This window comes from Roseobacter fucihabitans (assembly GCF_014337925.2).
Lineage (GTDB): Bacteria > Pseudomonadota > Alphaproteobacteria > Rhodobacterales > Rhodobacteraceae > Roseobacter > Roseobacter fucihabitans.
Genome location: NZ_CP143423.1, coordinates 3,781,407 through 3,808,214, shown reverse-complemented (window position 1 = coordinate 3,808,214; position 26,808 = coordinate 3,781,407). Strand labels below are relative to the sequence as shown.

Below are 26,808 nucleotides of genomic sequence, written 5' to 3'. Positions count from 1 at the left end.
ACTAAACCACTACCGACTGGCGTCGGTAGGATTTTTGATATGCTGTTCTAGGTACTGAAGTACGATGTCTTCGGTGATCGCACCGTTGGTGGTTGAAAAATATCCGCGTCCCCAAAAATGTCGCCCCCAGTATCGCTTTTTGAGATGGGGGAATTCGCGTTGCACTTTGTGGGACGACCTGCCCTTCATCAGACGCATCAGGTCGCTAATCGCCAATTTCGGCGGGACCGACACGAACATGTGGACGTGGTCGCTTGAGAGCACACCGCGGATGATCTCGACACCACTCTGCGCACAGACCTGGCGACAGATATCACGGACCCGCAGTTTGATGTCGCCCTGCAGCACCTTATAGCGATACTTGGTCGACCAAACGAGGTGGTAGCGGTGATAATAGACGCAATGCTTCCCCGTGGAATATTGCATGATCGTATCCTCCAGAAAATGAACCTTAAGACCTGCGGCGATTCATTTTCTGGAGGATACGATCATAGGACGATTCTTCGTGCTAAAGCACGCCCGTCTGAAAGACTGACGCATTCCGTGTGGTGGGAGGCCTGAACAATAAAACCTATCGCGTGAAGCGCGGCAGGTTCTTGCTTTTGTTAGGTAAAAGCGAAGTTCGGCAATCGGAAAAAGCATCAGTAGATCCGAGACTATTTTCTCGGACGGCTTTTCACATCGCCCCATCGAAGAATAATCCAAAAACCTGATTATTTCTTCTTCTTTTTATAAACATACAGCCAATATGCTGACGCCGCGATGAGTGGTGGTTCACCTAATCGGCCCGACTTTGAACGTCTCAAAGTAGATGCTGATCGTGGTGAATTTGACGTTGTTCTCTCTGAATCCCTTGATCGTTTGTCTCGCAACCTTTCTGTTAGTTCCCAACTTCTTGATGAACTCGACTTTGCAGGCGTTCGTCTGTTCACGATCCAGTATGGTGAAATGAACAAGATGCTTGTTGGCGTTATTGGGGCAGTCTCAGATCAATTTTCATCGGACCTGCGTGACAAAGTCAAACGTGGTCAGAAAGGTCGTGTCCTCAACGGTAAAGTCGCTGGAGGCGCCGGCTACGGCTACACTGTCGGTGAACCAGGCGAACGCACCATTGATCCAGAGCAAGCGTTGGTCGTGCTTCGCATCTTCAACATGTTTGCCGATGGCGTCAGCCCTAGGGCGATTGCCAAGCTTCTCAATGATGAAGGTATTGTTGGTCCGAAGGGAAACGTTTGGAAAGACACGACCATTCGCGGTCAACGTGATCGGGGGACTGGCCTGCTGAACAACGAAGCCTACGTTGGACGACTAATTTACGGTCGTACTCAGTACAAGAAGAACCCAAAGACTGGGCTTAGGGTGTCTCGTCCTCAACCAGAAGAGAAGTGGACCATCACAGAAGTATCGGAACTGCGGATCATTGACGACAAGCTTTGGCAGGATGTGAAAGATCGCCAACAGGTGAATACAATTGTCATGCCACGTGATGGCGACAACCGAGCCATGAACCGTGTGCATAGAAAGGTTCATGCTTTGTCGGGTGTCCTGATCTGTGGCTGCTGTGGTGGCCCAATGGCGATTACCGCGAAGAATAGATACGGTTGTTCGGGTTACCGCGCATCTCGGACCTGTGACAATGGTCGAACGATCCCTCGCAAAGAAGTCGAGGATCGAGTTTTCGAAGGGCTTCGCACAGGTCTTTTGAACTCTGACTACCTTGATACGTTTGTTGTCGAGTTTCAAAAAGAGGTAGACCGCCTTCGCAAGGCGACCACATCCGAGCTGGCGTCAAGCAAGAAGCGTCTGACCGACGTGACACGTCAGATTGATCGCATCGTGGATCACATCGTCAACGGAACCGACACCAAGAGCATCACGAGTAAGCTTGTTGAGCTGGAAGCCGAAAAGGAATCGTTGGAGATCGAGGTCAGTCAGTGCGAGGAAAAGGCCACTGTCATTCCAATGCACAACATCGGTCAGGTCTATCGGGCCAAGATCAGGCAACTCACAGACGGTCTGGATGACCCTGCGATTCGCCTGAAGGCCATCGAAGCCATCCAAAGCCTGATCGACCACATCAAGGTAACCCCAACAAACACTGGGTTCGACGTGGAATTGCACGGGGAGTTGGGTGCGATCATGGAAGTGGTAGACGGAAACGAACAACGCCCCGCAGTTGAAGCTGCGGGGCGTTCGTTGTCAGTGGTTGCGGGAGGGCGCTCAAATCTCAACTTGCAAACGAAAGACGGCCACTCGGTGGGGGCGGCCGATCTTCGTGAACTTGCATCGCAAGTTGAGATGGTTGCGGGGGCTCGCTCAAATCTCAAGTTGCTGTTCAGGGCAGCCGCCTAATCACCTTTCCAGAATTACGGCACAGAACGAAACGCTGGTCATGATCTCGCCACAGCTTTCGAGCCAGCATAAGGCTTGGCGCAGCCAAAAGCCTGACCAGCGCGAAAGGCGTTGACGCGCCCTGCCACAGGTCAATCATAGTCCAAACTACGCATAGATACGCAAAATGCACTTAATTCATTTGTTGCATTTATTGCATTTATGGCTATATTAAACTTCGTAGGATAGGAGACCACCCATGAACATGATGGCACATCGACAATTGCCACCGAGCGCTCAGGACGCCGCAGTCGCGCGCGCATCTGGACAGCTGCTGTCGCGCTATGCACGAGACAAAGCACCGCTCAAGCTGCGCGTTACGGATGGGGAGCAGGCCGAACCTATCGAACTACCGGCGGGTGCAGTTGCTCTTCTCATGGACATCTTGGAAGCTATGGCAGCGGGACAAGGCGTCACGATTATGCCCGAGAATGCGGAGCTAACGACCGTTCAGGCTGCCGAAGTGTTGAATGTGTCTCGTCCGTTCCTGATCAAGCTTCTGGACAAACAACAAATTCCGCACCGGAAGGTGGGCAAGCATCGCCGTATCCGTATGGAAGATATGATGGCTTACAAAGCTTCTATTGATGCTGAACGTGAAAGCGTACTCGACCAACTGGCCGCCGAGGCGCAAGAACACGACATGGGTTACAACAACCCATGAGCCACTATACGGCACTGCTTGATGCCAATATTCTTTACCCGGCTCCGATGCGTGACGTGGTCATGCAACTCGCAGTGACGGATATCTTCAAAGCCAAATGGTCTGAGGATGTCCATCGCGAATGGATGGAGTCACTGATGCGCAATCAACCTCATCGGGACCGAGCCGCACTTGAACGCACAAGGGACCTAATGAACGAGGCGACACGAGATTGCCTTGTGACCGGTTACGAAACCATGATCGCTTCACTTGACCTTCCTGACCCAGATGACCGACATGTGCTGGCCGCCGCCATTGTCGGCCAATGTGATGTGATCGTCACGCAGAACTTAAAAGACTTCCCTAACGACGCCGTCGAGCCGTTCGGAATCGAGGCGCAACATCCGGATGACTTCCTGAGCAACCACCTAGCACTCGCGCCAGGATTGTTCTGCTCAGCGCTACGGAAGGTGCGCGCGCGCCTCCAGAACCCGCCATACACAGCCGAGGACTACCTCGCGATACTCACGCAACAGGGATTGGTCGCAACGGCTGCGGAGTTGGAGCAATTCAGTGAGCTGCTTTGATCCCAAACCCAACTTCCGGCAATGCAGGGCCATGCAACTGCAAGCGACGCATCGGTCGGTTTCGTTTCACGAGCGTTGCCTATGTCGCAAACGTAGGAATACAGTATCCGCAAAAACGCCCACGGAACGTTATCGGGCAAATAGCATTTAATAAGTCGCTCGTTTAAGGAGATAAAATGTCGTCGGGAAGTTTTGAGAACCTGCCAATCAATGATGTGCAACTGGACACGAGCAATCCAAGAATTCGCAGATTTCTTGAAATCTACGATCAGACCAAAATTGGGGAAAGCCAAATAGGGCTCGCCTTGAACGCACCTTCAAGCGATGCACCATCAGCACTAGCCGATACAACCACGCCACAACGATTACGCGAGTCCATTATCGCGAACAGAGGCATAAGGCAGCCCGTCATAGTCAACAAGCGGGCTGACGGCGCATTGGTCTGCATCGAGGGCAACACCCGGCTTTGGATATATCGCGACCTTCACAAAAAGGGTGCCACAGGAGACTGGTCCAAAATCCCTGCATTGGTCCACTCGGGGCTGGAAAATGAAAGCATTGATGCGATCAGGCTCCAGGCGCACTTGGTTGGCCCAAGGCCTTGGGACGCCTACTCAAAAGCGCGCTATCTCCATGACCTTCAGAACAAGGAACTCATGCCTCTTGAACGCATTGTCGCACTATGTGGTGGCAATCAACGTGATGTGACCCGGTCAATTCAAGCTTACTCAGACATGGAAGAGTTCTTCCGCCCGTTATGCGAGCCCGGTGAATTCAATACCGAGAGGTTTTCCGGTTTCGTGGAGTACCAAAATCCACGAGTGCAAGAAGCCATTTTGACAAGTGGCTTCTCCGGCGTCGATTTCGCCGAGTGGGTAAAAAATGAACGCATAGGGCCTCTGCGGGAGGTCAGGCAGCTTCCAGCTGTGTTGAAGGACAAAAACGCGAGAGCAATCTTTCTGAAAGACGGCATGAAAATGGCCGTGAAAGTACTCGACCAAGACACTGAAAACGTTGACTTGCAAAAAGCAACGCTCGGACAACTGGCGGCGGCGCTTGAAAGCAAAACAAATCAAACGTCCATGGCCGAACTGAGATCGTTTAAGGAAGACGATGGCGCGACCTTGCGCCATATCGAAGCTGCAATGGATGCGCTTCGTTTTCTTCAGGACCAGATAACGGGGGATGCCTGATGTCTGGTGAGTCCGAAGAACACACAATTCTGGTCTCACAGCTGTCTGACTTCGTAAGAAAGCAGCATGGGGGCATCGGAAACTTGGCTTTATACGTTGACGATCAAGTGCTCGGTCGAGAGCGTCCGCAGCGGATTGGCAACCATTTGCCAGATCTTTATGCCGAAGACGTGCCACGTACTTTTGTGGTGATTGGAGAAGCCAAAACGCGGCTTGATCTGATCACGTCCAGGTCACGTCGGCAGATAAGCGCATTTGTTGACTACCTAGCGCTTCACCAAGCAGCGTTCTTCTACTTGGCCGTCCCAATTCTTGCAACGCCAGCGGCGAACACTTTCATACGCGAACTGGGCGACAGACATCGGTGCGTAACAATGCATGTGCTGCCCGTAGAAACTGAATACTGACATGCTTCGCCCTGACCCAAAACTAAATCTATCTGCGAGATTTGAAGCCTTTCCATATCAGCTGGATGCTGTTGAAGCTGTAAGGGGGTTGGAGTTTGCGGCTCTGTTTCACGAACAAGGGTTAGGCAAAACCAAGATTGCCATAGACCTCATTCTGCACTGGCTGAACGAGAAATCGCTCGACACTGTAATAGTCATCACCAAGCGTGCGCTGGTCGAGAATTGGAGGCAGGAGTTCGGCGCACATACCCATTTAAAACCAAGGATTTTGAACCAGGATCGAAAGCACAATTTCTTCGTCATGAACTCTCCTGCGCGAGTCATCTTGGGGCACTTTGAAGTCGTCAAATCAGAGCAACAGCGGCTCGAGATGTTCTTACAAACGCGGAAAGTCGGGGTGATCCTTGATGAAGCGCAAAAAATCAAAAACCCGTCGGCGGCCCTGACGCAGGCCTTCCATGATCTTCGAGACGGGTTTCAGCGCCGCGTCATCATGACAGGAACGCCTGTCGCCAATCGACCGGAGGACATCTGGTCACAAATATTCTTCCTTGATGGAGGCGAGTCGCTCGGTGAAGATTTCGACGCGTTCAAGTCGAACTTGTCATTGGACAACGAACTACACAAAGATGTTGACCGCCAGAAAGCTTTTGCAGAGGCCCTTGGTTCTGTCTTTTCCAAACTAAGAGCATTTTCAGTCCGCGAGACCAAGGACTCAACCGGCATCGAATTGCCCGACAAAATTGTTCGCACCGTTTCGACATACATGGCACCGCATCAAGCCAAACTTTACGATTCCTATCGCGAAGAAGCTCGTGCCGAAGTTTTAAAGAATGGCGTGCTGTCCGAGGATGATGCAGAGGCCATCCTGAAACGGCTTTTGCGTCTGGTACAGGTAACATCAAACCCAGCCTTGGTTGATGATGCCTATAAAGAAGACCCTGGTAAACTCTCAGAGCTGTTTCGCTTGGTGCGTGAAGCAACCGAGGACGGAAGCAAGGTTATCGTCTGGACCTCATTCGTACAAAACGCAGAATGGCTCTGTGAGCGCTTAAGTGAGTATGGTGCGGTGCGCGTGCATGGCGAGCTCCCAATTGAGACACGAAACCGCGCCATCGACGATTTCAAGCAAGACGAATCTGTCAGAATTCTTGTGGCAACACCGGGTGCCGCCAAAGAAGGTCTGACATTAACTGTCGCTAACCACGCCATCTACTACGATCGGACATTCAGTTTGGATGACTACCTACAATCACAGGATCGAATCCACCGAATTTCTCAGAAAAAAGAATGCTACATCTGGAACCTAATATGTGAGGACACGATCGACTCTTGGGTCGACAGCTTACTGCAAGCCAAGCGCCTTGCTGCGCAGCTCGTACAGTCAGACGTATCACAAAACGAGTATGAAAGTGCGGCCAACTACGACTTCGGCCGTGCTGTAACTGAAATTCTAAACCCGACGGTTGAAGCGAAATGACCCAAGACGAAGACTATATTCTGATCCGGCAAAAGAGGATACCGGCTGTTGCAAGGGATATCCCACATGAGAACCTAAAGTTCTGGCCGGACAATCCGCGCGTTTATTCGCTGTTAGACCGAAGTACTTCTGAACCTGATCAGGATGCTATCTTTCGCTCCATGCTGAAGCTGGAGCACGTCAAAGCGCTTCGACATGACATTCTGGACAATGGTGGCTTGATCGACCCCATAATTGTCCGTGACGGTGACTTCGTCGTCATCGAAGGCAACAGCCGACTTGCAGCCTATCGCTCATTGGCATCGGATGATCCGGCGAAGTGGAACACCATACGTTGCCGCGTCCTTCCGGCCGATATTCAAGATGCAGACGTGTACGCGATGCTCGGTCAGTATCACGTAAAAGGAAAGAAAGATTGGGCGCCATACGAGAAGGCTGGATTCGTCTATCGGCGTCATGTTGACCAGAAAGTTGATATTCCTGATGTGGCCCGGGAGCTCGGAGTAAGCGCACAACAAATTCGGCATCTCGTCGACGTTTTTCAATTCATGAAAGACAATGGCGACGATAATCGCGAGCGCTGGAGCCACTACGATGAGTTCCTAAAGTCCAGAAAGATCAAGAAAGCACGAGATGAGATAGCAGATTTTGAGACCCAGGTTGTTGGCCTAATTAAGTCTGGAACGATACGCGCCGTCGATGTTCGAGATCAGTTGCCAACGATCTGCCAAGCGCCAAAAATTCTCAAAAGATTTGCCAAGGGCGACCTCGAAATGGACGACGCCTTCACCGATGCACGACACGCTGGTGGCGACAGCATCGAGCTTAGCAAAGTCAAACGGTTCAGGTCTTGGATTTGCGAACCGGACATTTTGGATGAGATGGCGGAGCACAATGCGGGTGTACGACAAAAGATCGACTATGAGCTTAAGAAAATTGAAGCAAGGATATCAACAATACGAGATCAACTCGAGAAGTCGAAAGCGCATTAGATGACGTCACGCGGCACCACTAAGGCTCCGAGATGGCCCAAGAAACCGCGCCTTTGGCACCCTCTGGCCGATATGTCGCCAGCATGACTTTGAGGTAGATCGCCGAGACGGTCTAGTCTAAGGTAATTTTAAGAAAGTGAAACGAGGCAGTTAATGGCCAACAAGAACATTCTTCTGATCGAACCCGGATACCGCAACAAGTATCCGCCGCTCGGCTTGATGAAGATTGCACAGTATCATGGGCCGGAAGGTAAGCGTGACAACGTTCGTTTCGTAAAAGGCGAGGATCCGTCTGCCTATGAGGCCGCCTGGGATCGCGTGTATATCACAACACTGTTTTCGTTCGAGTGGGAACGTACGGCCAGAAGCATCAACCATGCACTAGACTTGGTCGGTGGGCAGGCCCATCGGGTTTTTGTTGGTGGGATTGCCGCGTCTTTGATGCATGACGTTTACAATGCAAACCCTGAGTGGCGTGGTATCCGCTTCATCAAAGGCCTGCTCGGCAAAGCACCTGCAATCTCTCTAGGGTTGGACCCTTTTGATGAGGAGCTCTATGCGGACGATGTTCACGGTCAACCGATTGAGGATTTGGTCCCTGATTATAGCATCCTTGAACACATAGAATACCAGTATCCCGTTTCAGATGCTTACTTTACATACACGTCACGCGGATGCGTGCGTAAGTGCGCTTTTTGTGGCGTGCCCGCTTTGGAAGGCATGCAACGCGATACGCACTCTCTGACGCATGTCGTCGAAGGCGTGAACAGGCTCTACGGCGAGAAGCGCGACCTCATTTTGATGGACAATAACGTTGTCGCGTCGGCCAACTTCAAAGATACAGTCGCTGAAATCATCGATCTGGGCTTTCAGCGCGGGGCGACGTTGAAGCGAGGGCGCTACGAACTGCAGCGGCGCGTAGATTTCAACCAAGGGGTTGATGCCCGCATCCTCTGTAAGGATCCGATGTATCTGCAGCAGCTTGCACGCATCGCGCTCAAGCCGTTGCGCATCGCATTCGACCACCTTGGGGTGAAGAAACCCTATGCGCAAGCCATTCGTTACGCGGCGGAAGCTGGGATTACGGAGCTGTCCAATTACATGCTCTACAACTTTCACGATGATCCAAAGGATCTGTTTGAGCGGATGCGTCTCAATGTTTCGTTGAACGAAGAGCTCAACATTCGAATTTTCTCTTTTCCAATGCGTTATCAACCCGTCAACCGGCCAGACCGGGGTCACATAGGGAAGAAATGGAACTCATATTATCTGCGTTCAATGCAAGTTGTCTTGCAGGCAACCCATGGGGTTGTCAGTGGCGCGCCTGAGTTCTTCAGATCTGCTTATGGTGACACGTATGACGAGTTTGAGAATATTCTGTTCCGACCCCACCACTTCATTTTCAATCGCTACTGGTACGAACAGTTCGATGGCAAGGCAGAGTTCGAAGAGTTTCAGTCAGTAATGTCTTCTTTAGCCTGTGATGAGCGCACCGAGTTGATCGGCTATCTTTGCGACCGGGACAAAAATGACTACGTGCACGACCTCAACGAGCTGGCACCTGGCAAACTTCGAGACGCAGCAAAGTTCTTTGTCCCAATGGCGAAAGCGGATGAGGCAAAGATATGGGAAGCCCAGAAGAAGCGGCGGGTCGAAAACATCGGTGCTTATTTGGTACCAGATGACGAACGGGTAGAAGACGCGGCACTTACTGATGAGGACATTCAGCCAAGAGCTAACGCCGTTAACAAAATTGACAAAATCAAACAAGTTTTTGCGTAAGGGATTGGGGTAATCGGCCATGGGGAATGCTGAAAAAATTATCGAGCGGCAGCTTGAAGAGGCCGAGGTGTTTGTCGGAAAGGACGTGCTCGAGCTGCTGAGCAGCTCTATGTACGTCAATCCTCTCGCAATCTTCCGAGAGTACGTCCAGAATGCGACCGACGCGATCGACGATGCTGTTGCAATTGGGTTATTGCCTTCGACAAATGATGGGCGGATAGACGTCAATCTAGATCATATCGACCGCCGGGTTGTTGTCCGCGACAATGGTGTCGGTCTGTCAAACGCCGAATTCCCGTCGCGGATGCTGTCCTTTGGGGCCAGTAAAAAGCGCGGGACAGATGCGCGAGGATTTCGTGGCGTAGGACGGTTGTCCGCACTTGGTTATGTGCAACAACTGGTCTTCCGATCACGCGCGATGGGCGACGCCAAAGTCATCGAAGCAAAATGGGATGGCCGCGCTGTCAAAAGTCTGCTTGCCGCAACAGACCAAGACACCGACTTGCAGTCGATCGTTCGAGAAGCCGTATCTCTGAGACATCTCGACCCCGACGAATACCCAGAACACTTCTTTGAAGTCGAGCTCGTCAAACCGCGACGCATCGCCAATGATCGCCTGCTCAACGAAATCGAGATCGAAAACTTCATCGGACAAGTCTGCCCATGTCCGTTTTCACCAGAATTCTCGTTTCGAGACGAAGTCGCCAGCCTGTTGGCAGGCCATGGGAGGGCAGGGCGCGCATATCACATTCACATCAATGGTTCGGAAACGCCTGTCTACCGGCCGCATCGCGACCAGGTGGCATTTTCCGACACCAAAAGATCTGCATTCCACAATCTGAGGCCATTCGAAATCGAAGGCATCGACGGCGAAACTGCGGCAGTTGGTTGGTTGGCGCACCATGATTATCAAGGCGCGATACCAGTCGCACAGGGTGTCAGAGGACTCCGCGCGCGCGTTGGAAACATCCAGATTGGCCATGATCGTCTCTTCGCTGAAATTTTCCCGGAGGATCGCTTTTCATCATGGTCTGTGGGAGAGGTTCACGTTTTGGACCCTCGCGTTGTCCCAAACGGGCGACGTGATGAATTTGAGAATAACGCGCATCTGGACAATATCATCGCCCACCTTCGCCCCATTGGCGCTGAGGTTGCACGTGAGTGCCGAGTGTCCTCGCAGAAAAGAAACAGGATTAAGTCTTTTGAGCTGGCGGCGGATAAGGTCTACGAAAAGCTTGAGGTTCTGAAACAGGGCGCGGTGTCGGACCGTTATGCGAAGACGATCAAGGCGGAAACTGGCACGCTGCTATCGGAAATGCACAAAGCAACTGAGTTCGACCTTTTTGATGAGCAAGAAAGAGGTGCCTTTCGCAGACAGCTGCGCAAGATCGAAAAGGCAGTCGACACTCAGTCGACTAAGAGCGATGGCGATATTTTTGAGAATCTGCCGAAACATAAGCGTTCGACCTACAAGGAAGTTGTCGATCTAATCTACGACTGCTCAGTCAATCAGGTCGCTGCCAAGAGTCTTATTGACCGGATATTCAATCGTCTCTCGCGGAAGTAAGCGCGAGTATTTCTAAGCTACCAAGGTGCGATTTGATGGACGATTTTACCCAATTTCAGCTGAAGGAATATGAGAATATTTCTCAGGCGCATTTCAAAACCAACGAGGTTCTTGCCACTTTCTATAGATACTTCCTGCTTATAACGGCGATCCCAATCACGACTATCGGCATAGCCGTGATGAACATTTCAGATGAAGGCATAGGCCCAGAAACCCGCGCGCTTGTTCAGTACATCTTTGGCGTTTCGGCTCTGCTCTTAAGCGTAGTTGGCGCGGCAGTAGTGTCCTACATTGAGGGCCTACGGTTAGACGCGATACTTTATGCCCGGGTCGTAAACTCGATCCGCGACTATTTCTTCAAAAAACCTGGGAGCGATGAATTTGGAGTATCCGTTCTGCCGCGAGAGCGAAGCAGACCTAGCTACGATGGATTTGGGGCAGGGTTCATTATGTACTTTGCCTGTGCGATCATGAACGCAACTTTCTTTGCTGCCGGTGTGGTTGTCCTAACCACAGACCACGGCACCCCACTGGCTTCAATTGCAATATCAGGAGCACAAACCGCTGGTGCCGCATTATCTTTCGTAGGAGCAATGATTGTTCAGGCAATTGTTCGTTGTCGCTTAATTTCCGACAAGGCAAGCAAGGGCTTTTAATAATCCAAGCGACAATTGACCAACTACCGGATTCGCGGTCGGTAACTGAAGCTGTCATAGCTTGCTCTTAGAAGGACGTTTCCTTAGGAGGTAAAGCGTCACTCTGCCCCTAGTTAATTGCGTAAGCGTCCGGTCTGACCGCCCTATGAGGCAGTTTTCCATGGCAGCAGGTCATCGACGCGGTTGATTTTGTAGTCTGGGATGCGTGCCAAGGTGTCGGCCAGCCAAGCCTGCGGATCGATGCGGTTCAGTTTGGCCGTTTCGATCAAGGTGTAGGCGATGGCGGCAGCGCGGCCGCCGGTTTGTGATCCAACGAACAGGTAGTTTTTGCGCCCGATTGCAACAGACCGCATGGCCCGTTCGGCGGTGTTGTTGTCCAACTCCAGGATGCCGTGGTCGAGATATGGCCGGAGCCGCGCCATGCGCGTCAGAGCGTAGCGGATCGCACCCGCAAGCGGCGATTTGCCAGAGATACTTGGGAGTTGGGTGTGTAGCCAGACTTCCAGATCATCGAAGATCGGTTTTGCATGCGCCTGTCGGAGACCGGCGCGTCGATCTGGTGGTGACCCGCGTGCCTCTTTCTCGACCGCGTAGAGCTGCGCGATGCGCTGGATGGCCTCATTGGCGATGGCAGAGCCTTGGGCGCGATGAACATCTACGAACTTGCGTCTGACATGCGCCATACAGGCGACCTCGTGGATGTCGCCGGAACGATAGAGATCTTCGAACCCGGCATAGCCGTCCGCGTGCATCCAGCCCCGATATTTTGCGAGATGATCCTTGGGGTGCTGCCCTTTGCGATCCGGCGAGAACTGATACCAACTGGCGGGAGGGGCATCGCCGCCCCAGGGCCGTTCATCTCGACCGTAAGCCCACAAACGCGCTGTCGCTGTTTTGCCAGTGCCGGGGGCCAACATCTTTACCGGCGTGTCGTCTGCAAAGATAGCCTGTCCAGCCAACACATGCCGCCCGATGGCATCAGCCAGTGGTTCCAACAGAGCTGTGGATTTGCCAACCCAGTCGGCCAGCGTTGAACGGTCAATGTCGATCCCGTCGCGCTCGAAGATGCCGCTTTGGCGATACAGCGGCAGGTGGTCAGCGTATTTGTTGACCAGAACATGGGCCAGCAGGCCCGGGCCGGGACGGCCCCGTTCGATTGGGCGCGAAGGTAACGCTGCTTGTGTGAAGGCCTCACAGCCAGAACATGCAAAGCGTGGACGCACAATGCGGTTCACGATGAAGCGTCCAGGAACATACTCAAGCTCTTCGGTCACATCCTCGCCCAGACGGCGCAAGCCACCACCGCACTGAGCGCAATCATCATCACCGGTGGTCAGCTCAACTTCCATGCGCGGGATGTGATCGGGGATCGGGCGGCGTTTTGGTTTGTCTCTTGGCTCCTCATCGGGAAGGCGTAGCTTCACGGTCATCTTGGCAACCGCGATCTCGCTTGTTTCCAAGGCCAGTTGTAGTTGTTCAATGCTTTCTGATGACGACCCAAAGCGGCATTGGCGTTGACCGGCCAATTGATGCCGCAACTTCTCGATCAAAACAGCCTGCGACCTCACCTCGGCCAGCAAAATCGCCGTGAACTGCCTGAGTTCATCAGGGTCTTTCGGCAGTGATTTATCGACGTCCAGCATGGCCAGACTATAGCAAAACAACGATCCGGCGGGAATCCCACACGCGCATTTATCCTGCCTTGAGCGGTGTCCAGCTGCGTTGTGGTAAACGCCAATCGATCCCTTCGAGCAGCATCGCCAACTGGGCCGCGGTCAGAGCGATCTTGCCCTCTTTCGCCGACGGCCAAACAAACCGACCTTTCTCCAGGCGCTTGCTGAACAGACATGCACCTTGCCCGTCCCACCAGATAATCTTGATCAGATCACCTCGCCGTCCACGAAAGACAAACAGATGCCCGGTAAACGGATCTTGCTTCAATGTCTGTTCAGCCTGCGCAGCCAACGTCGTGAACCCACGACGCATGTCGGTCACACCGGCAGCCAGCCAGACGCGCGTGTTCGCCGGGACAGGGATCATGCAGAAAGACCTCGGATGAGCCGAGCCAATGCTTCGGGATCGTAGCTACCGACAATCCTCAGCTGATGACCGCCCGCGATGTCGATCTCAATCGCGCTATGGCCGGATGTGGCATTTGCCGCAAGCGCGGGAACCGGTTCTTCAGCACCTGGCCGGTCAACAATCTCCACAGGCAGAAAACATGGCGCTTCACCAACCTCGTCTTCGATGATCTCCGGATCAGGTGCAAACTTGGGATCACGTAGCCATTTGTGGATCAGGTTGGTGTTCATCGCGTACCGCCGCGCGACCTGCGCTACCGATACCCCCGGCGCACATGTTTGCGCACAGATCGACACCTTCTCCTCATCAGACCAAAACCGCTTCTTTTGACCCTTCTTACCCGCCATATCTGCCCTCAAGATGTCCACTATCGTTAGTGGACACTATCAACCCACTCTATGAGGCGTCAGAGCAGCGTGGCCGCACGCTTACGCAACAGTTCATCGATCCGGTTGATCTTGTGATCGTGGATGCGGTCGAGGACGTCGGCGAGGTAGGCTTGGGGATCAATGCCGTTCAGCTTGGCCGTTTCGATCAACGTCATGGCGCGTGCTAGGGTTTCCGCTCCGGTGTCAGCACCCGCAAAGAGCCAGTTTTTCCGGCCGATCCCAATTGGGCGCATCGCCCGCTCGGCGGCGTTGTTGTCGATGGCCACGCGGCCATCTGTCAAGAACAGGCAAAACGACGGCCAGCGGCTCAAACCATAGCGAAAGGCTTTCGCCAAATCGCTTTTGCCGGGGATGCGCGTCAGCTGTTGTTCGGCCCAGTGTTTGAACGCCTCGACTTTCGGTTTGCTCAGCTTTTGACGTGCCGCAAGGCGTGTGTCAGCAGCTTGACCTGCGATTTCGCGCTCGATGTCGTAGAGCTTCCCGATCCTGTCGAGGGCCTCACGTGCAATCTGTGATTTGTCTGACGCCCAGACATCATGGAAGTCGCGCCGCAGGTGCGCCCAGCAAGCGGCTTCGCGGAACTGGCTTTTACCGTCAGGGCCTTTCTCATACAGCGCATTGAACCCGGCATAGGCGTCTGCCTGCAGGATACCGGTGCCGTTTTGCAGATGCAGGCGGACATGCTCGCCTTTGCGGTCCGGTGCAAAGTAATAAACCGCCCCCGGCGGCGCTGTGCCCGCCCATGGTCGCTGATCACGGACATAGGCCCAGATACGGCCCTGTTTCACGCCTTTACCCAACCCCTTGTCGCGCCGCGCGCGATCCAAAACCCGGATAGGGGTATCATCCGTGTGCAGCAGATCGCTCGCCATGATATGCGCCTCGATCCGTTCAATAATGGGCTGGAGGACCTGCATCGACCGACCGCACCAATCCACCAACGTACTATCAGGAATGTCGGCCCCCATGCGGGCGAAGATTTCGTTCTGTCGGTAGAGCGGAAGATGATCGTCAAATTTCGAGACCAACACATGCGCCAGTAGATTGGGGCCCGCCATGCTGCCCGGGATCGGGCGGCTGGGTGCAGGCACCTGCACCATCTTTTCACAGCGGCGGCAGGATTTCTTGATGCGGGCGATCTCAATCACTTTGAGTTGCGCTGTGATCATATCAAGCAACTCGCTGACGTCCTCACCAACTATACGCAGGTCACCACCACAATCAGGGCAGCAACTGCCCGGATCAAGCTCACGGCGCTCGCGTGGGGTTGTGTCCGAGACACGCGGGCGACGGCGGGGTTTGTTCTCAACCGGCTCGGATGCAGCAGAAGATGGTGCTGCGTCAGCTTCATCAAGCGGTGCGTCTTCCGCCTCGGCAACCGCGACCAGTAGATCTTCCAGCGCCAATTCAAGCTGTTCAATCTCGCGCTCGATCTTTTCCGAACTTGCCCCAAAAGCTTGCTTCTGCAGCTTCGCGATCCGTAACCGCAAGGCCTGCACCAGCTGATCATGCGCCCGCAGCGTCGCGGATATCTTGGCATTCTCGACCTCCAAAGTCGCAATCATCGCCTTCAAAAGGGCAGGATCATCGGGCAGGTTTGAGGTGTCAATCGGCATGGCGCAAACTACCAAAACCTATAAGAATACACCATATAAATAAGTAATATCAGATAGATAAATTAACCAACACGCGCAGGTGGCGCGCCCCAGTCCGGCCTGCGCCAATCAATGCCCTCCCACAGCATTGCCAGTTGCGCTGAGGTTAATCGCGCCGCACCATCCTGGGCACTTGGCCATGGAAACCGCCCCCGCTCCAGAACCTTGTAGTAAAGACAAAAACCTTGGCCGTCCCAATACAGCAGCTTCAGCCGGTCACCCCGCCGCCCGCGAAAGGCAAACACTGCACCGCTGGCAGGCTTCTGACGCAACACATCCTGTGCCAACGTTGAAAGGCCCGCGATGCCTTTCCTCATATCCGTCACCCCACAGGCCAGATAAACCCGAACCCCGGTTCCCGGACCGATCACGCGGCTTCCACCGCCCGGATCAATCGCGTCAGCGCGGCGGCTTCCATGCCAGTATCAAATCGCAAGCAACGTCTATTGCTCAAGGAAAGCTCCACAGCAGATGGCGGTGTGGGCTCCGTAGGTGATGTCACTACGTCTGCAACATGGAAATCAATTGGCAGAAAAACTCCGCCCTCGCCGGTGGGCCAAAGCCCCTTCTTCTTAAGCTCATGCCGCCATCTGTAAATCTGCTGGCGCGTCACATCGTGCCTATGCGCAACATGCGTGACCGTTGCACCGTTAATTCCGACAGATGAAACAATCGCCAACTTGTCATCGTCATTCCAACGCCGCCGACGCTCAACACCCAAAACCTCACCGCGCATGACACCCTCCGCATAAGACACGTCACTAACGACGTCGCTATGCACGTGTCTTAACGCATCCCGCCAAATTCAGGCAGGCGGTGCCAATCGGGTGGTTACAGAGAGGATGGACTATGAAACGCAGATTTTCTGACGAACAGATCATTGGGATGATCAAGGAATACGAAGCGGGTGTGAAAGCCTAGGAGCTGTGCCCCAAGCCAACCTTGAACTCACTAAATCTTTGATCCGCGCGGCGCAGGACGAATGAATAAGTCCCGTTGCAGGATTGTCAGGCTTCCGAGACCTTGCGGTTCCAACTCCCTTCCATCTGACCAAACTAACCCAACCATCAAACACCCGACAGAGCGCGACAGAATGCGATTTTGAGTTGCACACATAGTGCACACGATGCCCATCGAACCGTTGAATTTAAACACAAACCCGTCCAATCCATCATTGATGGCATAGGCCACGGCGCCGAAGGTGCGCACATGTAATTGCGAAGCCACTTGGTTCTTACCCGCAATATGGTTTCTCGCAGTTGGACTACATCAATTGGTAACCCCGGTTTCCGAACACCACACCGCCGTTTCCCTGTCTTTCCACGCCAAGGCACTTCTACACCCTTGAAGCTGTTGCGAAACATCCCTTTCCAGTCTTCTTGATCGTCCCCACAACCCGGGCCGTCATGTGTCGTCCCGCAGAAAAGGGACGCTCATGACCGTGGCACATCAACACTCAGAGGCAGTTTCACGCGGCAGCCGCATGCTGCGCACTGCGCTTGGACCTTCTATCGCAGGATATCTTGATGATGCACAAGTCGTCGAGGTCATGCTCAATCCTGATGGACGGCTCTGGATTGATCGTTTGTCCGAAGGTCTTCGCCCGACCGATCACTGCGTTTCCCATGCGGATGGAGAACGCATCATTCGCTTGGTCGCCCATCATGTCAGCGTCGAAGTTCATACGGGTGCGCCACGCGTGTCCGCCGAGCTACCCGAGACGGGAGAACGGTTCGAGGGGCTGCTTCCACCGGTCGTTACCGCGCCCACCTTCGCAATTCGCAAGCCGGCCGTGGCTGTCTTCACGCTCAAAGACTACGTGACGGCCGACGTCATGACCGCGACGCAGGCGGAGACGCTCCGGGCCGCGGTCGCCGACCGTCGCAACATCCTCGTCGCGGGAGGCACCTCGACCGGAAAAACCACCCTAACGAACTCACTCTTGGCCGAAGTCGCCAAAACCGAGGATCGCGTCGTTCTTATCGAGGACACACGCGAGCTGCAGTGTGCTGCACCAAACCTCGTGGCGCTGCGTACCAAGGATGGTGTGGCTTCTCTGTCCGATCTCGTCCGCTCGTCCCTGCGCCTGCGGCCTGACCGCATTCCCATCGGTGAAGTGCGCGGCCCAGAGGCGCTTGATCTCCTGAAGGCCTGGGGCACGGGTCATCCCGGCGGCATCGGCACAATCCATGCCGGGACAGCTCTTGGTGCCCTGCGCCGTATGGAGCAGCTGATCCAGGAAGCTGTCGTCACAGTCCCCCGCGCGCTGATCGCCGAAACGATTGACATCGTCGCCGTCCTGTCGGGGCGCGGTTCCGCGCGCCGCCTAAGTGAACTGGCGCACGTCGAAGGGCTAGATCCGACCGGTGACTATTGTCTCTCACCCGCAACCGACACCAGTAAAGGATCCGATTGATGTTCACCAATTTCCTAACAAGCCGCCGGGTGGTCGACGCCCTTTGCATTTCCGCCTTCGTCTCGCTGACCTTGGCCACCCCCGCCCGCGCCGCAGGTTCTTCGATGCCTTGGGAAGCACCGCTGCAAGCAATCCTCGAATCCATCGAAGGTCCGGTTGCCAAGATCATCGCGGTGATGATCATCATCATTACCGGCCTGACCCTCGCCTTTGGCGACAGCTCGGGTGGCGCGCGGCGGCTGATCCAGATCGTCTTCGGCATCTCCATCGCCTTTGCTGCATCGAGCTTTTTTCTGTCGTTCTTCTCGTTTGGCGGCGGAGCGGTGATCTGATGGTCGATCCTGACGCTATCCCCGGCTTTGTTATCCCGGTCCACCGGGCTCTGACCGAACCGATCCTGCTGGCAGGTGCGCCGCGCTCCATCGCGATGCTGAACGGCACGCTTGCCGCCTCCATCGGGCTTGGGTTGCAACTCTGGCTGGTCGGTCTGCTGATCTGGATTGCGGGCCATCTTGCTGCCGTATGGGCCGCCAAGCGCGATCCGCTCTTCGTCGATGTGGTGCGCCGTCATATCCGCATCCCCGGCCATCTCGGAGTGTGATCGATGATGAACCTCGCCGAATATCGCCAGAAATCCTCCCATCTGGCCGACTTTCTGCCCTGGGCGGCGCTTGTTGGTGTGGGCGTCATCCTGAACAAGGACGGCTCCTTCCAGCGCACGGCGCGCTTTCGTGGTCCGGATCTCGACAGCGCGGTGCCTGCGGAACTTGTCGCGGTCGCGGGCCGGATCAACAACGCGTTACGACGGCTCTGTTCGGGATGGGCAGTCTTCGTCGAAGCGCAACGCATACCCGCCATTTCCTATCCCGACAGCCAATTCCCCGATGCGGCATCGGCTTTGGTCGATGCCGAGCGCAAGGCGCAGTTCGAAGAGGAAGGCGCACATTTCGAGTCGCGGTATTTCCTGACGTTGCTGTTCCTGCCGCCCGCTGAAGAAGCGGCCCGCGCCGAGCGTTTCCTCTACGAAGGGCGTGATCGCGAGGGCGGAGCTAATGCCCGCGAGACACTAGCGGGCTTTGTCGACCGGACCGACCGCGTGCTGCAACTTCTTGAGGGGTTCATGCCGGAATGTATCTGGCTCGATGATGCCGAGACCCTGACATACCTGCATGCAACCATCTCGACCAAAGTGCAGCGCGTCCGTGTGCCCGCGGTGCCGATGCATCTCGATGCATTGCTCGCTGACCAGCCACTGACCGCCGGGCTGGAGCCAATGCTGGGAGACGCACATCTGCGTATCCTCACGATCACCGGTTTCCCGAGTGCAACGACGCCTGGCATTCTCGACGATTTGAACCGGCTCGCCTTCCCCTATCGCTGGTCCACGCGCGCGATCATGCTCGACAAAACCGACGCCACGCGGCTCCTCACCAAGATCCGCAGACAATGGTTCGCCAAGCGCAAATCCATCGCGGCCATCCTCAAGGAAATCATGACCAACGAGGCGTCAGCGCTTTTGGATTCCGACGCCCACAACAAGGCGATGGATGCCGATGCCGCCCTGCAGGAACTCGGCTCTGATCTAATTGGCGAAGCTTATGTCACGGCGACCGTCACCGTTTGGGACGCTGACCCGCGCATTGCCGACGAAAAACTGCGGCTGGTCGAGAAAGCCATTCAGGGCCGCGATTTCACCTGCATCGCTGAAACCACCAATGCCGTCGAAGCCTGGCTCGGCTCCCTGCCCGGGCATGTCTACGCCAATGTCCGACAGCCGCCGGTCTCGACACTCAATCTTGCCCATATGATCCCGCTCTCAGCGGTCTGGGCGGGTCCTGAGGAAGATGATCATTTCGCGGCCCCTCCGCTGCTCTTTGGCCAAACCGAAGGATCAACCCCGTTCCGTCTGTCCCTGCATGTCGGCGATGTCGGCCATACATTGGTCGTCGGGCCGACCGGCGCGGGCAAGTCCGTGCTGCTGGCCCTGATGGCCATGCAATTTCGGCGCTATGCGGGGGCACTGGTCTTCGCCTTCGACTTCGGCCGCTCGATCCGGGCCGCAGCCCTCGCCATGGGTGGTGACTGGCACGATCTGGGCGCCGCGTTGTCCGATGATGCGTCGGACCCAGTCGCCCTGCAGCCGCTGGCCCACATTCATGAAGGCGCGACCCGCAACTGGGCCGCCGACTGGATCGCCAGCATCCTTGCGCGCGAAGGCGTGACCGTCACACCGGACGTGAAGGACCACCTTTGGTCCGCCCTGTCGTCTCTGGCCTCCGCGCCGGTAGGTGAACGCACCCTGACGGGCCTGTCGGTGCTGTTGCAGTCCCAAGACCTCAAGCGCGCCTTGCAGCCCTATTGTATCGGTGGCCCCTTCGGCCATCTGCTCGATGCCGAAGACGAGCAGCTCGGTACGGCCACCGTCCAGGCCTTCGAGACCGAAGGGCTCATCGGCACCGGTGCGGCCTCTGCCGTGCTGGCCTATCTCTTCCACCGGATCGAAGCCCGGCTGGACGGATCGCCCACCCTGCTGATTATAGACGAAGGCTGGCTGGCGCTGGATGACACAGGTTTCGCCGGGCAGTTGCGCGAATGGTTGAAAACCCTGCGCAAAAAGAATGCCAGCGTGGTCTTCGCCACCCAATCGCTTGCGGATATCGACGGTTCGGCCATCGCACCCGCGATCATCGAGAGTTGCCCGACACGGCTGTTCTTGCCGAACGAACGCGCCCTCGAGCCGCAGATCGCCGATATTTATCGCCGCTTTGGCTTGAACGACCGCCAGAACGACATCCTCGCCCGGGCCACTCCCAAACGCGACTATTATTGCCAATCCCGGCGCGGCAACCGGCTTTTCGACCTCGGTCTAGGCGAGATTGCCCTCGCCTTCACCGCGACCTCGTCCAAATCCGATCAGACCGCGATCACCCGCATTCTCGCCGAACACGGGCGCGATGGTTTCGTGCCAGCCTGGCTACGCGAACGCCGGGTCGATTGGGCCGTCGATCTGCTTCCCAGCCTGACCAATCTGACCCTAGCGCCATCCGTGCCAGACATCGAAGAACAAGACCCCACGGACTTATCGACAGGTCCCACATCCCTCACACAACAGGAGATTTCCCCATGACCACCAAACACCTCACCCTCCGCCTCGCAACAGCGCTGCTGCTCGCCGTTCCCGTGACAGCAACACTCACTGTCACCCCTGCCCACGCGTTTTTCGGCGGCTTCGGGCGCATCGTCTACGATCCGCAGAACCATGCCGAGAATATCATCTCAGCCGCCCGAGCGCTCGAACAGATCAACAACCAGATCATTTCGTTGCAGAACGAGGCGCAGATGCTGATCAATCAGACGCGTAACCTCACGAGCCTGCCCTATTCGGCACTGCAGGACCTGCAGCAATCGGTACAGCGCACGCAGCAGCTTCTGGGCGAGGCACAGCGGATCGCCTATGACGTGCAGGCAATCGATCAGGCTTTTCAGACCGATTACGGCCCGGCCTCGCTCACGGCCACAGATCAGGCGCTCGTCGACGGGGCCCGCGAGCGCTGGCAGACGACCGTCGGTGGTCTGCAAGACGCGATGCGGGTGCAGGCGGGGGTCGTCGGCAATCTGGACACCAACCGCGCACAGATGTCCGCGCTGATCGGTGAGAGCCAGGGCGCAACCGGCGCGTTGCAGGCGACGCAAGCCGGCAATCAACTGCTCGCCTTGCAATCACAGCAGATCGCGGACCTGACAGCACTCATTGCCGCGCAAGGGCGTGCGCAGAACCTGGAATCAGCGCAAATGGCGGCGGCACAGGAGCAGGCCCGTGAACAACGGCGGCGGTTTCTGGACCCCGGCATCGGCTATCAGCCGGGCAATGCCCAGATGTTCCAGAACTGAGGTCGGAGATGAAAGGCGCGTTCATCCTTCGGCTTGGCATAGGTCTTCTCGCCTTCATGGCAGTCCTCGGTGCATTGCTGGAGATCGCGCGTGAGGATGACATTGATATCCGATCCATCCCCGAACTGCCCGAGGTGAATGATCCGCTCCGGGCAGAGCTGCAGCGCTGCCGGGACCTTGGAAACGCCGCTTTGGACGACCAATACTGCGCAGCCATCTGGATCGAGACCCGCCGCCGTTTCTTGAACCCAGCAACATCGTCAGACCCGGAGGAGTGAACCAATGGGCGGCACCGGCGTCATCGACCGCTTCCTCGAGGTCTTCACCAGCTACATCGACAGCGGGTTCGGCCTTCTGGGTAGCGAGGTTGCCTTCCTCGCCACCACGCTGATCGTCATCGACGTTACACTCGCCGCCCTCTTCTGGGCCTGGGGCGCGGATGATGATATTCTCGCGCGGCTCATCAAGAAGACCCTCTTTGTGGGTGCATTCGCCTACATCATTTCGAACTGGAACGCGCTCGCACGGATTGTTTTTGAGAGTTTCGCCGGGCTCGGTCTGCAAGCCAGTGGCACCGGGTTCAGTGCCACCGACCTGATGCGCCCGGGGCGTGTGGCCCAGGTTGGGCTCGATGCCGGGCGGCCCATTCTGGCCTCGATCTCGGACCTGATGGGCTATGTCAGCTTCTTCGAGAATTTCATCCAGATCATCGTGCTGATGTTCGCCTGGGCCATGGTGCTGCTCGCCTTCTTCATCCTCGCGGTGCAGCTCTTCATCACCCTGATCGAGTTCAAGCTCACAACGCTCGCTGGGTTCGTGCTGATCCCATTCGGCCTTTTCGGCAAGACGGCGTTTCTGGCCGAACGGGTGCTCGGCAACGTCGTCTCTTCTGGCGTCAAGGTGCTGGTGCTCGCCGTGATCATCGGCATCGGGTCGAGCCTTTTCGGTGAGTTCACGTCCGGGTTTGGCGGCGATCAGCCCAATATCGAAGAGGCCATGGCCATCGTGCTGGCCGCCCTTTCCCTTCTTGGCCTCGGCATCTTCGGTCCCGGCATCGCCAACGGGCTGATCTCCGGCGGACCGCAACTCAGCATGGGCGCAGCCGTTGGCACCGGGCTCGTCGCAGGCGGCGTCACCGCCGTCGGCATGACCGGAACGGGCATGGCGGCAAGCGCTGCCGGGCGCGGTGTGGTTGCCGGTGCGCGCGGCGGAGCCGCAACAGTTGGCGGAGCGTCCGCCGCGTATAGTCTTGGGTCGGCTGGACGAACCGGAGCCGCAGGGATTGCGTCCGGTGTTGGTGGTATGGCGCGTGCTGGTGTCGGTGTCGCCGCCAGCCCCCTGCGCCGGGCCGCGTCAGCTTTGAGCGACAGTGCCCAAGGCGGGGCACGGGCGGCGGTTGCGGCCAGCGGCGGTGCCATCACCGGCAGCGGTAGTTCTGGAGCCCCAACACCTGCGTCCGGCCCGCCAGCTTGGGCTACCCGCATGGGACGCGCGCAATCGCTCCATCATGGCGCAACCGCCGCCACCCACGCCCTGCGCTCTGGCGATAGCCCCGGCGGTGGCACCACTGTCAGCCTTTCGGAAAGGGATCCCTGATGTTCAAACGCCCCTCACTCACCTACGGCAAGACACCGGAACCCGAGACCCCCTATCAGAAGGCAGCACAGGTCTGGGATGACCGCATCGGATCGGCCCGCGTGCAAGCCAAGAACTGGCGGCTGATGGCCTTCGGGTCCCTGTTTCTGTCAGCAGGACTGACCTTCGGCCTCGTCTGGCAATCCGCGCAGGGCACCGTCGTGCCCTGGGTCGTCGAGGTCGACCGACTGGGCGAGGCCCGCAGCGTGGCCCCAGCCAGTGCCGACTACGAGGTAACCGATCCGCAGATCGCCTATCACCTTGCGCAATTCATCGAACAGGTCCGCGCGATCCCAGCTGACCCCATCGTTGTGCGTCAGAATTGGCTGCGCGCTTATGAGTTCACCACCGATCGCGGCGCTATGGCTCTCAATGACTATGCCCGGTCCAACGATCCCTTCGCGCAGGTCGGCGAGGTCCAGATCTCGGTCGATGTCTCCAGCGTCATTCGCGCCTCGCCCGACAGTTTCCGTATCGCCTGGACCGAGCGGCGCTATCAGGACGGCAGCCTTGCCGCGACCGAGCGCTGGACAGCGATCCTGACCATTTCGGTCCAGCCACCGCGCAGCGCCGAACGGCTCCGTCAAAACCCGCTCGGCATCTACGTCCACGCCATCAACTGGTCACGGGAGCTTCAGCAATGAAACGCGTAAACATCACTATTCCCATCACCCTGACGGCCTCTCTCCTGCTCAACGCTTGCGCGACCTACACACCGCCCGAAATCGACTATGACAGCAATGTCCCCGCATTGCCCACGCCTCCGCCCCCCGTGGTAGAAGAACCGCTGCGAGCCATCCACACGCCACCGCCCTGGACCCCGTCGCGCGGCGGCGACACGGATGCGGCCACCGCAGAGGCTCGCGTCATCAATGCCAATGCGGCCGCCCGGGTAGAGCCCCGCCGCGAGGGCTACTACAATGCGATCCAGGTCTTCCCCTACAGCGAAGGCGCACTCTACCAGATCTATGCAGCCCCCGGTCAGATCACCAACATCGCGCTCGAACCCGGCGAGCAATTGACTGGCGCGGGGCCGATTGCAGCCGGAGACACCACGCGCTGGATCATCGGAGACACCGAAAGCGGCAATGGGCGCACCGCCCGCGTCCATATCCTCGTCAAACCGACCCGGCCCGACATCTCAACAAATCTTGTCATCAACACGGACCGGCGGACGTATCTGCTGGAACTCCGCGCCAATGAGACTTCCTACATGCCGTCGGTCGCCTGGTCCTATCCGCCGGGGCGCGCGCAACCTCGCCCACCATCGATCCAGCAGCCCGCAATCCCTCCGGCCAGCCACCGCAACTATCGCTATGGGCTGCAAGTTGAAGGGAACACCCCACCTTGGCGGCCGGACAGTGTCTTCGACGATGGCCGCCGCGTTTATGTCGTCTTCCCGCGCGGCATCGTGCAGGGCGAGATGCCACCTCTCTTCGTGCTTGGGGCCGATGGCAGCGCAGAACTCGTCAACACCCGCGTCTTCCGCAACGTCCTGATCGTGGACCGGCTCTTTGCCGCCGCTGAATTGCGCCTCGGAGGTGACGATCAGCAGATGGTCAGGATCGTGCGCACCGATGGGAGACCGCGGCCATGACCACGTCAGCCTCAGACCCTGCCGTGCCGCCGTCGGCCAACCCCACTGACCCCTTTCGGCTGCGACCTGACCCGCCCCGTGTCGTGCGCCTCTCTCGCAAGGTCCTCGGCGGTATCGCGGTCATCACAGCGGTTGGTATCGGCGGAGCCTTGATCTTCGCCTTGCAGGACCGCCCGGCCCGAGATCGCCCCGGCGAACTCTTCACCACGGAAAACCGCCCCACCGCCGACGAACTGCGCCGCCTGCCCTCAGATTACAGCGGCATTCCGCAACTCGGACCCGCTCTGCCCGGAGACCTCGGACGCCCGATCCTGCGGGCCCAGGAGGCGGGTCAACCCGTCCCTGCCTCGCCCATGCCAGGTCCTGACCCAGCCGAGCAGCGTCGGCTCGCGGAAGAGGAAGCCGCCCGCACCAGTGAAGTGTTCTTTGCAACGCAATCACCCAACGTTCCATCGGGCTTCGCTTCACCCAGTTCCGCACCTCCAAGTAGTTTCCCAGCCCCGCAACCGAGTCAGGTCGGGCCACAAAGCGACCAGGACCGCCAACTCGCTTTCCTCAATGCTCCCGTCGACCGCCGCATCGTCGCGCCCGACAGGGTCACGCCGCCCGCCTCGCCTTACGTCCTTCAGGCCGGGTCCATCATTCCCGCCGCCCTCGTCACTGGCATTCGCTCTGACTTGCCGGGTCTGATCGTGGCTCAAGTGACCCAGAACGTCTATGACAGCCCTTCTGGGCGCTATCTCCTGCTGCCGCAAGGATCCCGCCTCATCGGCGAATATGACAATGGCGTCGGCTTCGGCCAACGTCGTATCCTGCTGGTCTGGACCCGGATCATCCTGCCCGATGGCCAATCCATTGTTCTTGAAAGACAGCCAGGAGCGGATAGCGCGGGTTATGCAGGCCTCGAGGACGGCGTCGATCACCATTGGGGCGGTGTATTGAGGGCGGCGCTTCTTTCTACACTGCTCAACATCGGTGCCGAACTGGGGACCGACGATGACGATCCCATCGCCAGTGCCATCCGCGACGGAGCACAAGACACCATAGGTGATGCAGGCCGCGAGATCGTACGTCGTCAAATTGACATTCCGCCAACCCTGACGATCCGGCCGGGGTTCCCCGTGCGCGTGATCGTGACCCGCGATCTCATACTCCAACCACAGGGAGGTCACTGATGACCAAATTGAAACTGGGCGCTTTGTCGGACGACAAACCGGTCAAACTGACCGTGGAACTGCCAGCACCCGTTCATCGCGATCTCGTCGCCTATGCAAAGGTGCTGGAGCGTGAAACCAGCCAAATCATCAAGGATCCGGCAAAACTGATCGCACCAATGGTCGAACGCTTCATGGCAACGGATCGAGGCTTTGCAAAGCTGAGGCGCGAAACGCAAGAATCGGCTGCCCAACAGCTGTCTGGGGCGCGTCCCAAGTAACGGACAAGAT

General features: G+C 56.8%; 28 protein-coding genes and 1 pseudogene. 22 read left to right on the top strand and 7 right to left on the bottom strand.

Translation table 11 applies throughout. From position 1 onward, the window contains the following. Nucleotides 1–9: 9 nt before the first annotated feature. Nucleotides 10–426 carry an IS200/IS605 family transposase gene (gene tnpA / locus ROLI_RS18790; RefSeq protein ID WP_187431476.1) on the bottom strand — a complete coding sequence of 139 codons (417 nt, stop codon included), beginning with the start codon at nt 424–426 and terminating at the stop codon, nt 10–12. 333 nt (nt 427–759) lie between these two features. Between tnpA (ROLI_RS18790) and ROLI_RS18785 the strand changes: the two are divergent. From ROLI_RS18785 to ROLI_RS18735, 11 genes and pseudogenes are all read left to right on the top strand, one after another. Next, a pseudogene (locus ROLI_RS18785) lies at nt 760–1,443 on the top strand (recombinase family protein); the annotation flags it as partial. A gap of 33 nt (nt 1,444–1,476) precedes the next feature. Further along, nucleotides 1,477–2,352 carry a zinc ribbon domain-containing protein gene (locus tag ROLI_RS18780; protein WP_338469269.1) on the top strand — a complete coding sequence of 292 codons (876 nt, stop codon included), beginning with the start codon at nt 1,477–1,479 and terminating at the stop codon, nt 2,350–2,352. 238 nt (nt 2,353–2,590) lie between these two features. Further along, nucleotides 2,591–3,055, top strand: a complete 465-nt coding sequence (locus ROLI_RS18775) for a helix-turn-helix domain-containing protein (protein WP_187431478.1) — start codon at nt 2,591–2,593, stop codon at nt 3,053–3,055. Beyond that, on the top strand, nt 3,052–3,621 hold the full coding sequence (locus ROLI_RS18770; protein ID WP_187431479.1) for a PIN domain-containing protein: 570 nt from the start codon (nt 3,052–3,054) through the stop codon (nt 3,619–3,621). Before ROLI_RS18775 ends, ROLI_RS18770 begins: the two co-directional genes overlap by 4 nt. Before the next feature lie 176 nt (nt 3,622–3,797). Continuing rightward, nucleotides 3,798–4,814 (top strand): ParB N-terminal domain-containing protein, encoded by a 1,017-nt coding sequence (locus tag ROLI_RS18765; RefSeq protein ID WP_187431480.1) that lies wholly within the window; start codon nt 3,798–3,800, stop codon nt 4,812–4,814. Next, entirely contained in the window at nt 4,814–5,221 is a 408-nt protein-coding gene (locus ROLI_RS18760; RefSeq protein ID WP_187431481.1) for a hypothetical protein, read from the top strand. The genes ROLI_RS18765 and ROLI_RS18760 overlap by 1 nt, the downstream gene beginning before the upstream one ends. A gap of 1 nt (nt 5,222) precedes the next feature. Further along, nucleotides 5,223–6,701: a DEAD/DEAH box helicase gene (locus ROLI_RS18755; protein ID WP_187431482.1), complete on the top strand. Its 1,479-nt coding sequence runs from the start codon at nt 5,223–5,225 to the stop codon at nt 6,699–6,701. Further along, nucleotides 6,698–7,693: a ParB N-terminal domain-containing protein gene (locus ROLI_RS18750; RefSeq protein ID WP_187431483.1), complete on the top strand. Its 996-nt coding sequence runs from the start codon at nt 6,698–6,700 to the stop codon at nt 7,691–7,693. The genes ROLI_RS18755 and ROLI_RS18750 overlap by 4 nt, the downstream gene beginning before the upstream one ends. A gap of 153 nt (nt 7,694–7,846) precedes the next feature. Continuing rightward, nucleotides 7,847–9,475, top strand: a complete 1,629-nt coding sequence (locus ROLI_RS18745) for a radical SAM protein (RefSeq protein WP_187431484.1) — start codon at nt 7,847–7,849, stop codon at nt 9,473–9,475. Nucleotides 9,476–9,494: 19 nt separating this feature from the next. Then, nucleotides 9,495–11,042: an ATP-binding protein gene (locus tag ROLI_RS18740; RefSeq protein ID WP_187431485.1), complete on the top strand. Its 1,548-nt coding sequence runs from the start codon at nt 9,495–9,497 to the stop codon at nt 11,040–11,042. Nucleotides 11,043–11,077: 35 nt separating this feature from the next. After that, nucleotides 11,078–11,698: a hypothetical protein gene (locus ROLI_RS18735; protein WP_187431486.1), complete on the top strand. Its 621-nt coding sequence runs from the start codon at nt 11,078–11,080 to the stop codon at nt 11,696–11,698. A gap of 143 nt (nt 11,699–11,841) precedes the next feature. On the opposite strand, the gene tnpC (ROLI_RS18730) is transcribed toward ROLI_RS18735, so the two are convergent. The 6 genes from tnpC (ROLI_RS18730) to tnpA (ROLI_RS18705) form a co-directional block, all read right to left on the bottom strand. Next, nucleotides 11,842–13,341: an IS66 family transposase gene (gene tnpC / locus ROLI_RS18730; RefSeq protein ID WP_187431419.1), complete on the bottom strand. Its 1,500-nt coding sequence runs from the start codon at nt 13,339–13,341 to the stop codon at nt 11,842–11,844. Nucleotides 13,342–13,390: 49 nt separating this feature from the next. After that, entirely contained in the window at nt 13,391–13,738 is a 348-nt protein-coding gene (gene tnpB, locus ROLI_RS18725) for an IS66 family insertion sequence element accessory protein TnpB (RefSeq protein WP_085828814.1), read from the bottom strand. Then, nucleotides 13,735–14,127, bottom strand: a complete 393-nt coding sequence (tnpA, locus tag ROLI_RS18720; RefSeq protein ID WP_187431418.1) for an IS66-like element accessory protein TnpA — start codon at nt 14,125–14,127, stop codon at nt 13,735–13,737. Before tnpA (ROLI_RS18720) ends, tnpB (ROLI_RS18725) begins: the two co-directional genes overlap by 4 nt. A 59-nt stretch (nt 14,128–14,186) precedes the next feature. Beyond that, nucleotides 14,187–15,785 carry an IS66 family transposase gene (tnpC, locus tag ROLI_RS18715; protein ID WP_187432181.1) on the bottom strand — a complete coding sequence of 533 codons (1,599 nt, stop codon included), beginning with the start codon at nt 15,783–15,785 and terminating at the stop codon, nt 14,187–14,189. Between the two features lie 62 nt (nt 15,786–15,847). Further along, complete coding sequence (tnpB, locus tag ROLI_RS18710) at nt 15,848–16,195, bottom strand: IS66 family insertion sequence element accessory protein TnpB (protein ID WP_316247510.1); 348 nt, start codon at nt 16,193–16,195, stop codon at nt 15,848–15,850. Further along, nucleotides 16,192–16,560: an IS66-like element accessory protein TnpA gene (tnpA, locus tag ROLI_RS18705; protein WP_187432183.1), complete on the bottom strand. Its 369-nt coding sequence runs from the start codon at nt 16,558–16,560 to the stop codon at nt 16,192–16,194. The genes tnpB (ROLI_RS18710) and tnpA (ROLI_RS18705) overlap by 4 nt, the downstream gene beginning before the upstream one ends. Nucleotides 16,561–17,259: 699 nt before the next feature. Between tnpA (ROLI_RS18705) and trbB the strand changes: the two genes are divergently transcribed. Genes trbB through ROLI_RS18650 form a run of 11 tightly spaced genes read left to right on the top strand, consistent with a single transcriptional unit; the run spans nt 17,260 to nt 26,798 of the window. Next, nucleotides 17,260–18,240: a P-type conjugative transfer ATPase TrbB gene (gene trbB / locus ROLI_RS18700; RefSeq protein ID WP_187432179.1), complete on the top strand. Its 981-nt coding sequence runs from the start codon at nt 17,260–17,262 to the stop codon at nt 18,238–18,240. Next, nucleotides 18,240–18,572, top strand: a complete 333-nt coding sequence (locus ROLI_RS18695; protein ID WP_187432178.1) for a TrbC/VirB2 family protein — start codon at nt 18,240–18,242, stop codon at nt 18,570–18,572. Before trbB ends, ROLI_RS18695 begins: the two co-directional genes overlap by 1 nt. Then, on the top strand, nt 18,572–18,841 hold the full coding sequence (locus ROLI_RS18690; protein WP_187432177.1) for a VirB3 family type IV secretion system protein: 270 nt from the start codon (nt 18,572–18,574) through the stop codon (nt 18,839–18,841). Before ROLI_RS18695 ends, ROLI_RS18690 begins: the two co-directional genes overlap by 1 nt. Before the next feature lie 3 nt (nt 18,842–18,844). Beyond that, a complete protein-coding gene (gene trbE / locus ROLI_RS18685) occupies nt 18,845–21,367 on the top strand; it encodes a conjugal transfer protein TrbE (RefSeq protein WP_187432176.1) in 2,523 nt (840 codons plus the stop codon). Beyond that, nucleotides 21,364–22,131, top strand: coding sequence for a P-type conjugative transfer protein TrbJ (gene trbJ / locus ROLI_RS18680; protein ID WP_187432175.1), 768 nt, complete (start codon nt 21,364–21,366; stop codon nt 22,129–22,131). Before trbE ends, trbJ begins: the two co-directional genes overlap by 4 nt. A gap of 8 nt (nt 22,132–22,139) precedes the next feature. Then, nucleotides 22,140–22,409, top strand: coding sequence for a putative entry exclusion protein TrbK-alt (trbK-alt, locus tag ROLI_RS18675; RefSeq protein ID WP_187432174.1), 270 nt, complete (start codon nt 22,140–22,142; stop codon nt 22,407–22,409). 4 nt (nt 22,410–22,413) lie between these two features. Then, nucleotides 22,414–23,727: a P-type conjugative transfer protein TrbL gene (gene trbL / locus ROLI_RS18670; RefSeq protein ID WP_187432173.1), complete on the top strand. Its 1,314-nt coding sequence runs from the start codon at nt 22,414–22,416 to the stop codon at nt 23,725–23,727. After that, on the top strand, nt 23,727–24,410 hold the full coding sequence (trbF, locus tag ROLI_RS18665; RefSeq protein WP_187432172.1) for a conjugal transfer protein TrbF: 684 nt from the start codon (nt 23,727–23,729) through the stop codon (nt 24,408–24,410). The genes trbL and trbF overlap by 1 nt, the downstream gene beginning before the upstream one ends. Continuing rightward, nucleotides 24,407–25,363, top strand: a complete 957-nt coding sequence (gene trbG / locus ROLI_RS18660; RefSeq protein ID WP_187432171.1) for a P-type conjugative transfer protein TrbG — start codon at nt 24,407–24,409, stop codon at nt 25,361–25,363. The genes trbF and trbG overlap by 4 nt, the downstream gene beginning before the upstream one ends. Next, the gene (locus tag ROLI_RS18655) at nt 25,360–26,538 is read left to right on the top strand and encodes a TrbI/VirB10 family protein (protein WP_187432170.1); all 1,179 of its coding nucleotides are present in this window, start codon (nt 25,360–25,362) and stop codon (nt 26,536–26,538) included. Before trbG ends, ROLI_RS18655 begins: the two co-directional genes overlap by 4 nt. Then, entirely contained in the window at nt 26,538–26,798 is a 261-nt protein-coding gene (locus ROLI_RS18650) for a DUF2274 domain-containing protein (RefSeq protein ID WP_187432169.1), read from the top strand. Before ROLI_RS18655 ends, ROLI_RS18650 begins: the two co-directional genes overlap by 1 nt. The last annotated feature ends 10 nt before the right edge of the window (nt 26,799–26,808 follow it).

Bases quoted from the DNA above. Each gene is read 5' to 3' on its own strand.
- tnpA (WP_187431476.1), bottom strand. From the start codon at position 426: ATGCAATATTCCACGGGGAAGCATTGCGTCTATTATCACCGCTACCAC.
- ROLI_RS18780 (WP_338469269.1), top strand. From the start codon at position 1,477: ATGCCACGTGATGGCGACAACCGAGCCATGAACCGTGTGCATAGAAAG.
- ROLI_RS18775 (WP_187431478.1), top strand. From the start codon at position 2,591: ATGAACATGATGGCACATCGACAATTGCCACCGAGCGCTCAGGACGCC.
- ROLI_RS18770 (WP_187431479.1), top strand. From the start codon at position 3,052: ATGAGCCACTATACGGCACTGCTTGATGCCAATATTCTTTACCCGGCT.
- ROLI_RS18765 (WP_187431480.1), top strand. From the start codon at position 3,798: ATGTCGTCGGGAAGTTTTGAGAACCTGCCAATCAATGATGTGCAACTG.
- ROLI_RS18760 (WP_187431481.1), top strand. From the start codon at position 4,814: ATGTCTGGTGAGTCCGAAGAACACACAATTCTGGTCTCACAGCTGTCT.
- ROLI_RS18755 (WP_187431482.1), top strand. From the start codon at position 5,223: ATGCTTCGCCCTGACCCAAAACTAAATCTATCTGCGAGATTTGAAGCC.
- ROLI_RS18750 (WP_187431483.1), top strand. From the start codon at position 6,698: ATGACCCAAGACGAAGACTATATTCTGATCCGGCAAAAGAGGATACCG.
- ROLI_RS18745 (WP_187431484.1), top strand. From the start codon at position 7,847: ATGGCCAACAAGAACATTCTTCTGATCGAACCCGGATACCGCAACAAG.
- ROLI_RS18740 (WP_187431485.1), top strand. From the start codon at position 9,495: ATGGGGAATGCTGAAAAAATTATCGAGCGGCAGCTTGAAGAGGCCGAG.
- ROLI_RS18735 (WP_187431486.1), top strand. From the start codon at position 11,078: ATGGACGATTTTACCCAATTTCAGCTGAAGGAATATGAGAATATTTCT.
- tnpC (WP_187431419.1), bottom strand. From the start codon at position 13,341: ATGCTGGACGTCGATAAATCACTGCCGAAAGACCCTGATGAACTCAGG.
- tnpB (WP_085828814.1), bottom strand. From the start codon at position 13,738: ATGATCCCTGTCCCGGCGAACACGCGCGTCTGGCTGGCTGCCGGTGTG.
- tnpA (WP_187431418.1), bottom strand. From the start codon at position 14,127: ATGGCGGGTAAGAAGGGTCAAAAGAAGCGGTTTTGGTCTGATGAGGAG.
- tnpC (WP_187432181.1), bottom strand. From the start codon at position 15,785: ATGCCGATTGACACCTCAAACCTGCCCGATGATCCTGCCCTTTTGAAG.
- tnpA (WP_187432183.1), bottom strand. From the start codon at position 16,560: ATGCGCGGTGAGGTTTTGGGTGTTGAGCGTCGGCGGCGTTGGAATGAC.
- trbB (WP_187432179.1), top strand. From the start codon at position 17,260: ATGACCGTGGCACATCAACACTCAGAGGCAGTTTCACGCGGCAGCCGC.
- ROLI_RS18695 (WP_187432178.1), top strand. From the start codon at position 18,240: ATGTTCACCAATTTCCTAACAAGCCGCCGGGTGGTCGACGCCCTTTGC.
- ROLI_RS18690 (WP_187432177.1), top strand. From the start codon at position 18,572: ATGGTCGATCCTGACGCTATCCCCGGCTTTGTTATCCCGGTCCACCGG.
- trbE (WP_187432176.1), top strand. From the start codon at position 18,845: ATGATGAACCTCGCCGAATATCGCCAGAAATCCTCCCATCTGGCCGAC.
- trbJ (WP_187432175.1), top strand. From the start codon at position 21,364: ATGACCACCAAACACCTCACCCTCCGCCTCGCAACAGCGCTGCTGCTC.
- trbK-alt (WP_187432174.1), top strand. From the start codon at position 22,140: ATGAAAGGCGCGTTCATCCTTCGGCTTGGCATAGGTCTTCTCGCCTTC.
- trbL (WP_187432173.1), top strand. From the start codon at position 22,414: ATGGGCGGCACCGGCGTCATCGACCGCTTCCTCGAGGTCTTCACCAGC.
- trbF (WP_187432172.1), top strand. From the start codon at position 23,727: ATGTTCAAACGCCCCTCACTCACCTACGGCAAGACACCGGAACCCGAG.
- trbG (WP_187432171.1), top strand. From the start codon at position 24,407: ATGAAACGCGTAAACATCACTATTCCCATCACCCTGACGGCCTCTCTC.
- ROLI_RS18655 (WP_187432170.1), top strand. From the start codon at position 25,360: ATGACCACGTCAGCCTCAGACCCTGCCGTGCCGCCGTCGGCCAACCCC.
- ROLI_RS18650 (WP_187432169.1), top strand. From the start codon at position 26,538: ATGACCAAATTGAAACTGGGCGCTTTGTCGGACGACAAACCGGTCAAA.